This is a genomic window from Streptococcus infantarius subsp. infantarius ATCC BAA-102, from assembly GCF_000154985.1.
Classification (GTDB): domain Bacteria; phylum Bacillota; class Bacilli; order Lactobacillales; family Streptococcaceae; genus Streptococcus; species Streptococcus infantarius.
Map to the genome: position 1 here is coordinate 1 of NZ_DS572685.1, position 15,320 is coordinate 15,320.

General features: G+C 38.1%; 12 protein-coding genes and 11 tRNA genes. All 23 read left to right on the forward strand.

Annotated elements, in window-relative coordinates:
• The first annotated feature begins 65 nt into the window (after positions 1–65).
• The 23 genes from STRINF_RS01710 to STRINF_RS01820 all read left to right on the forward strand — a co-directional run bounded on the left by STRINF_RS01710 (position 66) and on the right by STRINF_RS01820 (position 15,265).
• A tRNA-Leu gene (locus STRINF_RS01710) sits at positions 66–151 on the forward strand.
• A 22-nt stretch (positions 152–173) separates the two neighbouring features.
• Positions 174–247 (forward strand) — tRNA-Arg (locus tag STRINF_RS01715).
• Between the two features lie 6 nt (positions 248–253).
• Positions 254–327 (forward strand) — tRNA-Pro (locus STRINF_RS01720).
• A 5-nt stretch (positions 328–332) separates the two neighbouring features.
• Positions 333–406: transfer RNA gene (locus STRINF_RS01725), tRNA-Met, on the forward strand.
• 22 nt (positions 407–428) lie between these two features.
• Positions 429–502: transfer RNA gene (locus STRINF_RS01730), tRNA-Ile, on the forward strand.
• A 24-nt stretch (positions 503–526) separates the two neighbouring features.
• Positions 527–616 (forward strand) — tRNA-Ser (locus STRINF_RS01735).
• 13 nt (positions 617–629) lie between these two features.
• Positions 630–703, forward strand: a tRNA-Met gene (locus STRINF_RS01740).
• 6 nt (positions 704–709) lie between these two features.
• Positions 710–782: transfer RNA gene (locus STRINF_RS01745), tRNA-Phe, on the forward strand.
• Between the two features lie 17 nt (positions 783–799).
• Positions 800–870 (forward strand) — tRNA-Gly (locus tag STRINF_RS01750).
• A 38-nt stretch (positions 871–908) separates the two neighbouring features.
• Positions 909–982, forward strand: a tRNA-Ile gene (locus tag STRINF_RS01755).
• Positions 983–992: 10 nt separating this feature from the next.
• Positions 993–1,080: transfer RNA gene (locus tag STRINF_RS01760), tRNA-Ser, on the forward strand.
• A 73-nt stretch (positions 1,081–1,153) separates the two neighbouring features.
• Positions 1,154–1,981, forward strand: a complete 828-nt coding sequence (gene mreC / locus STRINF_RS01765) for a rod shape-determining protein MreC (protein WP_043878283.1) — start codon at positions 1,154–1,156, stop codon at positions 1,979–1,981.
• The gene (gene mreD, locus STRINF_RS01770; protein WP_006531289.1) at positions 1,974–2,489 is read left to right on the forward strand and encodes a rod shape-determining protein MreD; all 516 of its coding nucleotides are present in this window, start codon (positions 1,974–1,976) and stop codon (positions 2,487–2,489) included. Before mreC ends, mreD begins: the two co-directional genes overlap by 8 nt.
• Positions 2,490–2,590: 101 nt before the next feature.
• On the forward strand, positions 2,591–4,012 hold the full coding sequence (locus STRINF_RS01775) for a CHAP domain-containing protein (RefSeq protein ID WP_006531290.1): 1,422 nt from the start codon (positions 2,591–2,593) through the stop codon (positions 4,010–4,012).
• Positions 4,013–4,154: 142 nt separating this feature from the next.
• Positions 4,155–5,126 carry a ribose-phosphate diphosphokinase gene (locus STRINF_RS01780; RefSeq protein WP_006531291.1) on the forward strand — a complete coding sequence of 324 codons (972 nt, stop codon included), beginning with the start codon at positions 4,155–4,157 and terminating at the stop codon, positions 5,124–5,126.
• 185 nt (positions 5,127–5,311) lie between these two features.
• Positions 5,312–6,487, forward strand: a complete 1,176-nt coding sequence (locus STRINF_RS01785; RefSeq protein ID WP_006531292.1) for a pyridoxal phosphate-dependent aminotransferase — start codon at positions 5,312–5,314, stop codon at positions 6,485–6,487.
• A complete protein-coding gene (recO, locus tag STRINF_RS01790) occupies positions 6,477–7,232 on the forward strand; it encodes a DNA repair protein RecO (protein WP_006531293.1) in 756 nt (251 codons plus the stop codon). Before STRINF_RS01785 ends, recO begins: the two co-directional genes overlap by 11 nt.
• A 135-nt stretch (positions 7,233–7,367) precedes the next feature.
• A complete protein-coding gene (gene plsX, locus STRINF_RS01795) occupies positions 7,368–8,363 on the forward strand; it encodes a phosphate acyltransferase PlsX (protein WP_284702727.1) in 996 nt (331 codons plus the stop codon).
• 17 nt (positions 8,364–8,380) lie between these two features.
• On the forward strand, positions 8,381–8,623 hold the full coding sequence (locus STRINF_RS01800) for an acyl carrier protein (protein ID WP_014334167.1): 243 nt from the start codon (positions 8,381–8,383) through the stop codon (positions 8,621–8,623).
• A gap of 124 nt (positions 8,624–8,747) precedes the next feature.
• Positions 8,748–9,458, forward strand: coding sequence for a phosphoribosylaminoimidazolesuccinocarboxamide synthase (gene purC / locus STRINF_RS01805; RefSeq protein ID WP_006531296.1), 711 nt, complete (start codon positions 8,748–8,750; stop codon positions 9,456–9,458).
• A gap of 50 nt (positions 9,459–9,508) precedes the next feature.
• Positions 9,509–13,234 (forward strand): phosphoribosylformylglycinamidine synthase, encoded by a 3,726-nt coding sequence (locus tag STRINF_RS01810; RefSeq protein ID WP_006531297.1) that lies wholly within the window; start codon positions 9,509–9,511, stop codon positions 13,232–13,234.
• Between the two features lie 109 nt (positions 13,235–13,343).
• Positions 13,344–14,807: an amidophosphoribosyltransferase gene (purF, locus tag STRINF_RS01815; protein WP_006531298.1), complete on the forward strand. Its 1,464-nt coding sequence runs from the start codon at positions 13,344–13,346 to the stop codon at positions 14,805–14,807.
• A gap of 53 nt (positions 14,808–14,860) precedes the next feature.
• The gene (locus tag STRINF_RS01820) at positions 14,861–15,265 is read left to right on the forward strand and encodes a hypothetical protein (protein WP_006531299.1); all 405 of its coding nucleotides are present in this window, start codon (positions 14,861–14,863) and stop codon (positions 15,263–15,265) included.
• The last annotated feature ends 55 nt before the right edge of the window (positions 15,266–15,320 follow it).

The window sequence follows — 15,320 nt, forward strand, 5'->3', positions numbered from 1 at the left end:
TGGTAGAACACCACCTTGCCAAGGTGGGGGTCGCGGGTTCGAACCCCGTCGTTCGCTTGTTAGAGGCCGGGGTGGCGGAACTGGCAGACGCACAGGACTTAAAATCCTGCGAAGGGTAACCTTCGTACCGGTTCGATTCCGGTCCTCGGCAGTATAAAATTTAATATTATGATGCACCCTTGGCTCAACTGGATAGAGTACCTGACTACGAATCAGGCGGTTGCAGGTTCGAATCCTGCAGGGTGCATAATTTCGGGAAGTAGCTCAGCTTGGTAGAGCACTTGGTTTGGGACCAAGGGGTCGCAGGTTCGAATCCTGTCTTCCCGATTGATGGCGGTGTAGCTCAGCTGGCTAGAGCGTCCGGTTCATACCCGGGAGGTCGGGGGTTCGATCCCCTTCGCCGCTATAGATGATATATGGATGACTTTGGACCTTTAGCTCAACTGGTTAGAGCACTCGGCTCATAACCGAGCGGTCGTAGGTTCGAGTCCTACAAGGTCCATATTGATTTGAAACTTTTTATTGTGGAGGATTACCCAAGTCCGGCTGAAGGGAACGGTCTTGAAAACCGTCAGGCGTGTAAAAGCGTGCGTGGGTTCGAATCCCACATCCTCCTTTAATATTGTTAGCGCGGGATGGAGCAGCTCGGTAGCTCGTCGGGCTCATAACCCGAAGGTCGTAGGTTCAAATCCTGCTCCCGCAATAGTTTGGCTCGGTAGCTCAGTTGGTAGAGCAATGGATTGAAGCTCCATGTGTCGGCGGTTCGATTCCGTCTCGCGCCATTTAAAATTTAATAAATGCGGGTGTAGTTTAGTGGTAAAACTACAGCCTTCCAAGCTGTTGTCGCGAGTTCGATTCTCGTCACCCGCTTTTTATTTTTTATTTATATTGGTTATTCCAAGTTTCATGGGCGCATAGCTCAGCTGGTTAGAGCGCACGCCTGATAAGCGTGAGGTCGGTGGTTCGAGTCCACTTGTGCCCATACATGGAATGGAGAATTACTCAAGAGGCTGAAGAGGACGGTTTGCTAAATCGTTAGGTCGGGTAACCGGCGCAAGGGTTCGAATCCCTTATTCTCCGTACTATTTTACAAACGAGATTATCTTTTGATATCTCGTTTATTTTTATATTCTAAGTTAGTTGGTGCACAATTTTGAAAAAATTAAGAATCTCTCGTCTCGTTTTCTTCGCTGTGTTAATTTTATTGGTTCTCTGTCTTTCTTTGGCATTTCTATTTAAGAATGAAGGAATTGTTTCTAGTGTTACTTCTCCAATTCGGAGTGTTGTTGCCAGAGTGGACTCTGTTGTTTCTGCTCCTTTTAGGTTTTTAGATTCTCTTAATGAGGATATCCACGATCTTTTTGATACTTATTCTGAAAATAAAAAATTGAAGAAAAAAGTTGCAGAGCTTGAAAATCAAAGTGAAGTGATTGATTCTTTAAAATCTGAAAATGATCAATTAAATAGTGCTATTAATGCATCATCATCTATTAATACTCAGTTTTCTGCTATAGGAAAGGTTATTGTTAGAAGTCCAGTTTCTTGGTATGACTCTTTAACCGTTAAGCTAGGAAAAAATAATAATGTTGCGAAAAAGATGCTTGCTTTGTCAAATGGAGGACTTATTGGTGTTGTCACTGACGTTTCTTCAACCACTTCAAGTATTGCACTTTTAGCAAGTGGTTCTGATTTTAGTATTCCTGTTAAAATTTCAACTTCTTCAGGTGATGTTTTTGGAATTTTGGAATCTTACGATTCTGATAAGAAATGTTTTATTGTTTCAAATCTTAATTCTTCTATTGATATTAATGAAAACGATAGTGTTGTGACAAGTGGACTTGATGGTGATACTGTTGCAAATATAGCTGTTGGTTCTGTTTCAAGTGTGAAGAATAGTTCAGAGAATTTAGAACGTGTTGTTTATGTAGCACCTGCAGCTGATTTTTCTGATATTTCATATGTAACAATAGTTGGTGATTAAAGTGGCTTTTTTTAAGAACAAATACTTTTTACTTTTTCTGCTTTTTCTCTTGATGTTAATTGATGGTCAGCTTTCTTATTTGATGAGTTCTATCTTCTCATATCATGTGACAATTAGTAGTCATCTACTTTTGCTGGCAATTATTAATTTTTATCATGATAGAAATAAACGCTTTGTATTATTTAGTGCATTAATATTAGGTGCTCTTTATGATATCTATTATTTGAATCGAATTGGTTTGGTTGTTTTCTTACTACCAGTTTTAGTAATTTTTACTAATAAGATTACTAAGAGTATTTTTGCAAGTAATTTTCAAACATTAACCTTCTATATTATTGTTTTGTTTTTGTTTGAAATTGTTGGAGAATCAGCAGCTGTTTTATTAGGAATGACAACGTTATCAATGGCTAATTTTATAGCATATAGTTTTGCGCCTACACTTATTTTTAACATTTTGTTGTATTTGATATTCCAGAAATTGTTTAAAAAAGTATATTTTAACGCTTAGATTACCATAACAAAACATAAATGTAACAATCACGTAATATTAATTGCGTGATTTTTTGGTAAAATAATAGAGTCTTATCAAAAAGGAGTAGTTTAATTAATATGAAAAAAAGAATTTTATCAGCTGTTCTTGTCAGTGGTGTAACACTGGGGACAGCGGCCGTAACTGTAAATGCGGACGATTATGATACACAAATTGCTGCGCAGGATGCTGTCATCAGCAACCTAACTTCTGAACAAGCTGCAGCTCAAAGTAAAGTTGATGCTATTCAAAGTCAAGTGTCTTCTCTTCAATCACAACAAGCTGATTTGGAAGCACAAAATGCTCAACTTGAAGCTGAATCTCAAAAATTGAGTGAAGAAATTCAAGCTCTTTCAAGCAAAATTGTTGCTCGTAACGAAACTTTGAAAAACCAAGCTCGTAATGCGCAAAAAAATGTTTCAGCTACAAGCTACATCAACACAATCTTGAACTCTAAGTCAGTTTCTGATGCTATCAACCGTGTTCAAGCAATTCGTGAAGTAGTTGCTGCAAACAAAAAAATGCTTGATGAACAAGAAGCTGATAAAGCTGCAATTGAACAAAAACAAGCTGAAAACCAAGAAGCTATCAATACAGTAGCTGCTAACAAAGCAACTATCGAACAAAACCAAGCTGCTTTGGCAACACAACAAGCTGAATTGCAAGCTGCTCAATTGGATCTTTCTGCTCAATTGGCAACTGCTGAAGATGAACGTGCTAACCTTGTAGCTCAAAAAGAAGCTGCTGAACAAGCCGCTGCTGAAGCTGCTGCAGCACAAGCTGCTGCCGAAGCACAAGCTGCTGCCGAAGCACAAGAACAAGCTGAATCTGTAGCACAAGCACAAGCTGCTGTTCAAAATGGTACAGCAACAACTGATACAACTACAGATACTTCAGCTCAAGATTCATCTGCTGCAGCACCAGCACAAGCTGCTGTTCAAAATGGTACAGCAACAACTGATACAACTACAGATACTTCAGCTCAAGATTCATCTGCTGCAGCACCAGCACAACAAGTTTCAACTTCAGCTCAAAGTGCACCAGCACAACAAGCTTCAACTTCAGCTCAAAGTGCACCAGCACAAACTGCTGTTAAACCAGCTGCTTCAACTTCATCATCAGCTGCTAAACCATCTTCAGTAACACCAACTACTAACACAGCAGGTAACACTTATCCAGTAGGTCAATGTACTTGGGGTGTTAAATCACTTGCTTCATGGGTTGGTAACTATTGGGGTAATGCTAACCAATGGATTGCTAGCGCACAAGCTGCTGGTCACTCTGTAGGTACTACACCACAAGCTGGTGCAGTAGCTGTATGGCCATATGATGGTGGTAGTTATGGACACGTTGCATATGTAACAGCTGTTCAAAGCTCAACTAACATCCAAGTTATGGAAGCTAACTACGCTGGTAACTCATCAATCGGTAACTACCGTGGATGGTTCAACCCAACTTCATCAACTTGGGGTGGCGGAACTGTCTACTATATCTACCAATAATAAAACTGTGAGAAGGATTATGTCCTTCTCTTTTTTTGTGTCCCTCTATTTTGCCTGTATTTAGCGGATTTAACGCATTTGTCATTGAAAAAATGCTAAAAAAACGTTAAAATGGTAAAGGATAAAAACTTTGGAGGAAATCATGTCTTATTCTGATTTAAAATTGTTTGCCTTATCGTCAAACAAAGAATTAGCAGAAAAAGTAGCTTCGGCTATGGGAATTCAACTCGGAAAATCAACTGTTCGTCAATTTTCTGATGGTGAAATCCAAGTCAACATTGAAGAATCAATTCGCGGCGACCATGTCTTTATTTTACAGTCAACTAGCTCACCAGTTAACGATAACTTGATGGAAATCTTGATTATGGTTGATGCTCTTAAACGCGCTAGTGCTGAAAAAATTAGTGTGGTTATTCCTTACTACGGTTATGCACGTCAAGACCGTAAAGCTCGTTCACGAGAACCGATTACTTCTAAATTAGTCGCAAATATGCTTGAAGTAGCTGGAGTTGATCGTCTTTTGACTGTTGACTTGCACGCTGCACAAATTCAAGGCTTCTTTGATATTCCAGTTGATCATTTGATGGGTGCACCATTGATCGCTGATTACTTTGACCGTCATGGATTGGTTGGAGACGATGTTGTTGTCGTTAGTCCTGACCACGGTGGTGTGACTCGTGCACGTAAATTGGCACAATTCCTCCAAACACCGATTGCTATCATTGATAAACGTCGTAGTGTTACAAAAATGAATACCAGTGAAGTTATGAACATTATTGGTAATGTTAAAGGTAAAAAATGTATCTTGATTGATGATATGATCGATACAGCAGGTACTATTTGTCACGCAGCAGATGCTCTTGCAGAAGCTGGTGCAACTGCGGTTTATGCATCATGTACTCACCCAGTTCTTTCTGGACCTGCTCTTGAAAATATCGAAAAATCAGCAATCGAAAAATTGGTTGTTTTGGATACTATCTATCTTCCAGAAGAACGTTTGATTGACAAGATTGAACAAATTTCAATCGCTGAATTGATTGCAGAAGCAATTACTCGTATTCACGAAAAACGTCCTTTGTCACCATTGTTTGAAATGGGAACAGCTAATAAATAAGATTTGGCTTTAAGTCAGAAGAAATCGTTGGTGTTATTCCAGCGATTTTTTTAGTTTTAGATATTAACATGTGGATAAGTCACTTTTAGACATCGTACGGTTATTGTTGTGGATAACTTGAAAAAGGGTGTATAATTATCAAATTTTATGTATAATAGATGTAATTAGATTTTTGAGGTGAAACTATGAGTTTAACAGATCGTTTTAATAAAAATTTAAATAAGATTGAAGTGTCGTTGATTCGTCAATTTGATCAATCTATTTCTGACGTGCCAGGCATTATGAAATTGACTCTTGGAGAGCCTGATTTTACAACACCTGATCATGTTAAAGAGGCAGCAAAAGCTGCGATTGATGCCAATCAGTCTCACTATACTGGGATGGCAGGTTTACCTGCTCTTCGTCAAGCAGCTGCAGATTTTTTGAAATCTAAATATCATTTGTCTTATAATCCTGATAATGAAATTTTGGTTACAATTGGGGCAACGGAAGCTCTATCTGCAACGTTAACGGCTATTTTGGAACCTGGTGATACAGTTCTTTTACCAGCACCAGCTTATCCTGGTTATGAACCTATTGTTAATCTTGTAGGGGCTGAAATCGTTGAAATTGATACAACAGCTAATGATTTTGTTTTAACGCCAGAGATGCTTGAAAAAGCTATCTTAGAACAAGGTGATAAACTAAAAGCTGTTTTGCTTAACTACCCAACAAATCCAACTGGTGTCACTTATTCACGTGAACAAATTAAAGCTTTGGCAGACGTGCTTAAGAAATATGATGTCTTTGTAGTTTCAGATGAAGTTTATTCTGAATTGACTTATAGTGATGAACCTCATGTATCAATTGCAGAATATCTTCCAGAACAAACGATTTTAATTAATGGTCTTTCTAAATCTCACGCTATGACTGGTTGGCGAATTGGTATGATTTTTGCACCAGCTAATTTTACAGCACAGTTGATTAAGAGTCACCAATACTTGGTTACAGCTGCTGCAACAATGGCACAGTTTGCTGCGATTGAAGCTCTTTCAGTTGGTAAAGATGATGCTCTCCCAATGAAAGCAGAGTATATGAAACGTCGTGATTACATCATTGATAAGATGTCAGCACTTGGTTTTAAGATTATTAAACCAGATGGTGCCTTTTACATTTTTGCTAAGATTCCAGCTGGCTATGAACAAGATTCATTTAAATTCTGTCAAGATTTTGCTCGTGAAAAAGCAGTTGCTTTCATTCCAGGTGTGGCGTTTGGTAAATATGGTGAAGGCTATCTTCGTTTGTCATATGCGGCAAGTATGGAAACAATCACAACAGCCATGAATCGTTTGAAAGAATTTATGGAAGAACATGCAAAATAAGGAAACTTACGGTCTTGTCCTTTATAATCGTAATTATCGTGAGGATGATAAGTTAGTTAAGATTTTTACTGAAACCAATGGGAAACACATGTTTTTTGTGAAACATGCTAGTAAATCTCGTTTTAATTCGGCTATTCAACCGTTAACGGTAGCTAAATTTATTTTAAAAATCAATGAGACTGGTTTATCTTTTATTGAAGATTATAAGGAAGTTGATTCTTTCAAGGAGATTAATGCGGATTTATTTAAGCTATCTTATGCGTCTTATGTGACGTCCCTAGCTGATGCTGCTGTACCAGATGGTGTGGCAGATCCGCAGTTATTTGCCTTTTTAAAGAAGACTCTTTTGTTGATGGAAGAGGGGCTTGATTACGAGATTTTGACTAATATTTTTGAAATTCAGATTTTAGAACGTTTTGGTGTTAGTCTTAATTTTCATGAGTGTGCTTTTTGTCATCGTGTAGGGCTTCCTTTTGATTTTTCACATAAATATTCTGGGCTGCTTTGTCCAGAACATTATGCTAAGGATGAGCATCGTAGTCATTTGGATCCAAATGTTCTTTATCTGGTGGATCGTTTTCAAGCAATTCAATTTGACGATTTGAAGACAATTTCTGTTAAGCCAGAGATGAAACGAAAATTACGTTTGTTTATTGATGATATTTATGACAATTATGTTGGTCTTCGATTGAAGAGTAAGAAATTCATCGATGATTTAGGGATTTGGGGAAATATTATGAAATAAAGTCATTTGATAAGCACACTTGTTGAGTGTTTATCAGATGGCTTTTTTTCTGAAAGCATGCGAGGATTTTCAAAAAATGAAAAAAATCGCGAATCATGCTATAATAAGGCGATAATGTTTTGTGAGGAAATTCATATGAAGAAAATTGCTATTGATGCTATGGGCGGAGATAATGCTCCTAAAGCTATTGTTGAGGGAGTTAATCGTGCCTTGGCTGAATTCTCAGATATTGAGATTCAACTTTATGGAGATGAAGCAAAAATTAAGGAATATTTGACAGCAACAGAGCGTGTGTCAGTTGTTCATACAGATGAAAAAATTAATTCGGACGATGAGCCAGCAAAAGCGATTCGTCGTAAAAAGAAAGCTAGTATGGTACTTGGTGCTCAAGCCGTTAAGGAAGGAACAGCAGATGCTGTGATTTCTGCAGGTAATACAGGTGCTCTTTTGGCAGCAGGACTTTTTGTTGTTGGACGTATTAAAGGAATTGATCGTCCAGGTTTGATGTCTACTTTACCAACTCTTGATGGTAAAGGTTATGATATGTTAGACCTTGGTGCGAATGCTGAAAATACCCCTAAACACTTGCACCAATATGCTATTTTAGGGTCATTTTATGCAAAAAATGTTCGTGGTATTGATAAACCTCGAGTTGGTCTATTAAATAATGGGACAGAAGCTACTAAAGGTGATCCACTTCATAAAGAAACTTACGCTCTTTTGGAAGAAGATGATAGTCTAAACTTTGTTGGAAATGTTGAAGCGCGTGACTTAATGAATGGTGTTGCTGATGTTGTGGTATCAGATGGTTTCACAGGAAACGCTGTTCTTAAAACGATGGAAGGAACTGCTCTTAATATTATGGGAAGCTTGAAATCTTCTATTAAATTAGGTGGATGGAAAGCTAAATTAGGAGCCCTTCTATTAAAAGATAGTTTGTATAGTCTAAAAGATACTATGGATTATTCAAGTGCAGGTGGTGCGGTTCTCTTTGGGCTTAAAGCACCTGTTGTGAAATGTCATGGTTCAAGTGACGCGCAAGCTGTTTACTATACTATTAGACAAGCTCGTAAGATGTTAGATACAAATGTTGTTGGTCAATTGGTTGAAGCATTCACACCAAAAGACTAATGAAAAGGGAGGATGAAATGACAAAAGAGGCTATTTTTGAAAGGATTAGTTTCATCATTAAGGAGCAAATGAATAAACCAGATATGAAGATTACACAAACTACAAGTCTTCATGATGATTTGGGAGTTGATTCAATTACTTTGATGGAATTCATCATTAATTTAGAAGACGAGTTTCATTTGGAAATCCCTGATGAAGATGTTGAAGACATGAAACGTATGGGAGAAATGATGGAATATCTCTATAACAGAGTAAATTAAGCAAAAATGTTCGCTAAAAGCGGACGTTTTTATTTTTATTTTATTAAAAAGTCTGTTAAATATTGAAATTGGTTAGAGCATGTGTTAAAATTTAGTAGAATAAAAGCGAAAGGCGAACAAAAATATGTCACGACAACTAATTTATACGGGAAAAGCTAAAGATATTTACACAACTTCAGAAGATGAGAACTTGATTATTTCAGTCTACAAAGACCAAGCAACAATGCTTAATGGTGCTCGTAAAGAGACTATTAAAGGTAAAGGCGTTCTTAATAATCAAATCTCATCTTTAATTTTCACTAAATTGAATGAAGCAGGTGTGGCAACTCACTTTGTTAAACAATTGTCAGAAACCGAACAATTGAACAAAAAAGTTGATATTGTTCCTCTTGAAGTTGTTTTGCGTAATGTTACAGCAGGTTCATTCTCAAAACGTTTTGGTGTCAAAGAAGGTATCAAATTGGACACACCAATTGTTGAGTTTTATTACAAAAACGATGAATTAGATGACCCATTCATTAATGATGAACATGTGAAATTTCTTGGTATTGCAAGCGATGAAGATATTGCTTACATCAAAGCTGAAACACGTCGTATTAATGAACTTTTGAAAGATTGGTTCAAACAAATCGGACTTACTTTGATTGATTTCAAATTGGAATTTGGTAAAGATAAAGACGGTAAAATCATTCTTGCTGATGAATTTTCACCTGATAACTGCCGTCTTTGGGATGCTGAAGGTCACCATATGGACAAAGATGTCTTCCGTCGTGATCTTGGTAGCTTAACAGATGTTTATGAAGTTGTTCTTGAAAAACTAAAAGGACTTAAATAATCTGCAACATTTGCTAGTAGGTAAAAGAAGAAGTCTAAAAAGGGTAAAAAATGGATAAACGAATTTTCGTTGAGAAAAAATCAAATTTCAATATTAAAGCTCAAGCACTTGTTAAAGAGCTTAAACATAATCTTCAATTAACAAGTTTGACTGATCTACGTATCATTCAAGTTTATGATGTTTTTGGGCTAGACAAAGCACTTTTTGAACGTGCGGAAAAACATATCTTTTCTGAACAAGTAACAGATAATATTTTGGCTGAAAATGATTTGGTTGCTGAACTTGCTAATTATGCTTTCTTTGCGATTGAATCACTTCCTGGTCAGTTTGACCAACGTGCAGCATCTTCACAAGAAGCTTTGCTTTTGCTTGGTAGCAATAGTGACGTGACTGTTAATACTGCTCAACTTTATCTCGTTAATAAAGATATCGCTGCAGCTGAACTTGATGCGGTTAAGAATTATTTGCTTAATCCTGTTGATTCTCGTTTTAAAGATATTACAACAGGAATTGCCCCACAAGCATTTTCAGAATCTGACAAAACAATTCCAAATCTTGATTTCTTTAAAACTTATACAGCAGCTGAATTTGCTGACTACAAAGCTGAACAAGGTTTGGCGATGGAAGTTGATGACCTTCTTTTCATCCAAGATTATTTCAAATCAATTGGTCGTGTGCCAACTGAAACTGAATTGAAAGTTTTGGATACTTACTGGTCAGACCACTGCCGTCACACAACCTTTGAAACTGAGCTCAAACATATTGATTTCTCAGCGTCTAAATTCCAAAAACAATTGCAAGCAACTTATGATAAATACATTGCTATGCGTGATGAATTAGGTCGCTCTGAAAGACCACAAACATTGATGGATATGGCGACTATTTTTGGTCGTTACGAACGTGCTAATGGACGTTTGGACGACATGGAAGTCTCAGATGAAATCAACGCATGTTCTGTTGAAATCGAAGTAGATGTGAATGGTGTTAAAGAACCTTGGCTTCTTATGTTCAAGAATGAAACACATAATCACCCAACAGAAATTGAACCATTTGGTGGTGCTGCAACATGTATTGGTGGTGCTATTCGCGACCCATTGTCAGGACGTTCTTATGTTTACCAAGCTATGCGTATCTCAGGTGCTGGTGATATCACAACACCAATTGCAGAAACTCGTCTTGGTAAATTGCCACAACAAGTGATTTCTAAAACAGCAGCTCACGGTTATTCTTCATATGGTAACCAAATCGGTCTTGCAACAACTTACGTTAAAGAATACTTCCACCCAGGATTTGTTGCTAAACGTATGGAACTTGGTGCTGTTGTCGGTGCAGCTCCTAAAGGTAATGTTGTTCGTGAAAAACCAGAAGCTGGTGATGTGGTTATCCTTCTTGGTGGTAAAACTGGTCGTGATGGTGTCGGTGGTGCAACTGGTTCTTCTAAAGTTCAAACGGTTGAATCTGTTGAAACAGCTGGTGCAGAAGTACAAAAAGGTAATGCCATCGAAGAACGTAAAATTCAACGTCTTTTCCGTAATGGCAATGTGACTCGCCTCATCAAAAAATCAAATGACTTTGGTGCTGGTGGTGTCTGTGTTGCGATTGGTGAGTTGGCTGATGGTCTTGAAATTGACCTTGATAAAGTGCCACTTAAATACCAAGGGCTTAACGGAACTGAAATTGCTATCTCAGAATCACAAGAACGCATGGCTGTTGTGGTTCGTCCAAAAGATGTTGATGCTTTCGTAGCTGAATGTCATAAAGAAAATATCGATGCTGTTGTTGTTGCGACAGTTACAGAAAAACCAAACCTTGTCATGACTTGGAATGGTCAAACCATTGTCGATATTGAACGTCGTTTCCTTGATACTAACGGTGTGCGCGTGGTTGTTGACGCTGATGTCGTTGATAGTCAAGTTGACATGCCAGAACAACGTACAACTTCAGCAGCAACACTCGGAGCTGATACAACTAAGGTTCTTTCAGACCTTAACCATGCTAGTCAAAAAGGTTTACAAACGATTTTTGATAGCTCTGTTGGTCGCTCAACAGTTAACCATCCAATTGGTGGTCGTTACCAAATCACACCAACAGAAAGTTCTGTTCAAAAACTTCCTGTTCAAAATGGAGTGACAACAACTGCTTCAGTTATGGCTCAAGGATTCAATCCTTACATTGCTGAATGGTCACCATATCACGGTGCTGCTTATGCTGTGATTGAAGCGACAGCACGTTTGGTGGCAACTGGAGCTAACTGGTCTAAAGCACGTTTTTCTTATCAAGAATACTTCCAACGTATGGATAAAAAAGCTGAACGCTTTGGTCAACCTGTCTCAGCTCTTCTTGGTTCAATCGAAGCTCAAATTCAACTTGGTTTACCATCAATTGGTGGTAAAGATTCAATGTCTGGTACTTTTGAAGAATTGACAGTACCACCAACATTGGTTGCTTTTGGGGTAACAACAGCCGATAGCCGTAAAGTTCTTTCACCTGAATTTAAAGCAGCTGGCGAAAATGTTTACTATATTCCAGGTCATGCTATTTCACAAGATATTGATTTTGACCTAATCAAAGGTAACTTTGCTAAATTTGAAGCCATTCAAAAAGCACATCACATTACAGCAGCGTCAGCTGTTAAGTACGGTGGTGTGATGGAAAGCTTGGCACTTGCTAGCTTTGGTAATCATATCGGTGCTAAGGTTGAATTGGCCGAACTTGCAACTAGCTTGACAGCACAACTTGGTGGCTTTGTCTTTACTTCAGATGAAGAAATTGCTGACGCTGTTAAAATTGGTGAAACAACAGCTGACTTTACACTTACTGTCAACGATATCAACCTTGCTGGTGACAAACTTCTTTCAGCCTTTGAAGGAACACTTGAAGAAGTTTACCCAACTGAATTTGAACAAAGTACTAAGCTTGAAGATGTTCCAGCTGTCGCTTCAGACGCTGTGATTAAGGCAAGTCAAAAAGTTGCTGAACCACTTGTTTACATCCCAGTTTTCCCTGGTACAAACTCAGAGTACGATTCAGCTAAAGCCTTTGAACAATTTGGTGCAAAAGTTAATTTGGTCCCATTTGTGACACTTAATGAAGCGGCAATCGAAGCTTCAGTTGACACAATGGTTGACAACATCAGTAAAGCTAACATTATCTTCTTTGCTGGAGGATTCTCAGCTGCTGATGAACCAGATGGTTCTGCTAAATTTATCGTGAACATCTTGCTTAACCAAAAAGTTCGCGCAGCTATTGATAGCTTCATCGAAAAAGGTGGTCTTATCATTGGTATCTGTAATGGATTCCAAGCCCTTGTTAAATCAGGTCTTCTTCCATACGGTAACTTTGAAGATGCTACTGAAACAAGTCCAACTCTTTTCTACAACGATGCTAATCAACACGTGGCGAAAATGGTTGAAACACGTATTGCAAATACAAACTCACCTTGGCTTGCTGGTGTTGAAGTTGGTGATGTTTACGCTATTCCAGTTTCACATGGTGAAGGTAAATTTGTTGTGACTGATGAAGAGTTTGCTGAACTTCGTGATAACGGACAAATCTTTAGTCAATACGTTGACTTCGATGGCAAACCAAGCATGGATTCTAAATACAATCCAAATGGCTCTGTGAATGCTATTGAAGGTATCACAAGCAAGAACGGACAAATCATCGGTAAGATGGGACACTCAGAACGTTACGAAGATGGTCTTTTCCAAAATATTCCAGGAAATAAAGACCAACACTTGTTCCGTAGCGCGGTTGAGTATTTCACTAAAGCTTAATATCCACAAAAATATATTTTATAGAATTGATAGTGACAGGGTACGTGAGTACCTTTTGTCAACTTATCAGAGAAAAATTCTGACGAGTAAATTTAGGTAATAAAAAAGAATGACATACGAAGTTAAATCTCTTAATGAAGAGTGTGGTGTGTTTGGGATTTGGGGACATCCTCAAGCTGCTCACGTCACTTATTTTGGACTCCACAGTCTTCAACACCGCGGTCAAGAAGGTGCTGGTATCGTAACTAACGATAACGGCAAACTTCTTCAACATCGCAATACAGGTCTCCTTTCAGATGTGTTTAAAAATCCTGCTGATTTGGAAAAATTGACGGGGACTGCAGCTATCGGTCACGTTCGTTACGCGACTGCTGGCTCAGCCTCTATTAATAACATCCAACCATTTCTTTACAACTTCACCGATGAACAATTTGGTCTTTGCCACAATGGTAATTTGACAAATGCCGTATCATTGAAGAAAGAACTTGAAGATGAAGGTGCGATTTTCAATGCCTCATCAGATACTGAAATTTTGATGCATTTGATTCGTCGTAGTCACAATCCAGAGTTCCTTGGGAAAGTTAAAGAAGCCCTTAACACTGTCAAAGGTGGCTTTGCTTATCTGTTGATGACAAAAGATAAGTTAATTGCTGCGCTTGATCCAAATGGTTTTCGTCCATTGTCAATTGGTCAAATGGAAAATGGCGCTTGGGTGGTTTCAAGTGAAACATGTGCTTTTGAAGTGATTGGTGCTAAGTGGGTTCGTGATGTAAAACCTGGTGAAATGGTGATTATCGATGACAGTGGTATTCACTATGACTCTTACACAAATGACACTCAACTTGCCATTTGTTCAATGGAATACATTTACTTTGCCCGCCCTGATAGTAACATTTACGGTGTCAATGTTCACACAGCTCGTAAAAATATGGGGAAACGTTTGGCACAAGAGTTTCATCATGAAGCTGATATCGTTGTTGGTGTGCCAAATTCATCGCTTTCAGCAGCCATGGGATTTGCTGAAGAATCAGGTCTTCCTAATGAAATGGGCTTGGTGAAAAACCAATACACACAACGTACCTTCATTCAACCGACACAAGAATTGCGTGAGCAAGGTGTTCGTATGAAACTTTCAGCTGTTTCAGGTGTTGTTAAAGGTAAGCGCGTGGTCATGGTAGATGATTCTATTGTACGTGGAACAACTTCACGTCGCATTGTTCGCCTTCTTCGTGAAGCAGGTGCGACAGAAGTTCACGTGGCTATTGGTAGTCCAGAGTTGAAATACCCATGTTTCTACGGTATCGACATTCAAAATCGTCGTGAATTGATTTCGGCTAATCATACCAAAGATGAAGTTTGTGAAATTATCGGTGCAGATAGTCTAACTTACTTGTCAATTGATGGTTTGATTGAATCAATCGGTCTTGATACAGATGCTCCAAATGGTGGTCTTTGTGTGGCATACTTTGACGGTAAGTATCCAACACCACTCTATGATTATGAAGAAGCATACCTCAAGAGCTTGGAAGAAAAAACAAGTTTCTATATTCACGAAGTTAATGAGAATAAATAGCTTTTGGTTAGAGGAAGGAACAATGTAATGCAAGAATTTGGTTTGTCCATGCTATGGACTGGTTGGCTTATATTGTAGTGACTTTTATCTTTGGTGTAGGACATACGGTCTTTAATATTGTTGTTCTTAAAATGTCATCGATGGCTGATGGTCCAGGTATGGGAGAAGGTTACGAAGCAACTAAGCCTTGGCATCCACTATATAATATTTTAATTTTCCCTATTGCTGCTTATATGTATTTGTTTACTTTACCAGTAGTTACGCTGTATGAAGTGGTTCTAACATCACTACTCTGGGGAACATTAACTATAATTGTCGATGTTGTTGGGTGGGTAATTATTAAACACCCATGGTCGTTGACTTTTAAGGAGTTTTATATTGATTATCAGCCATGGATTACATTGATTTATCTAGCCATCTATATTAGTCCATTTTTGGCATATTTAGTTATGATGTAGAAATGGTCAACGATACTTTGGAAAAGTCAAATAAACTTATCTGGAAAAATGTTTA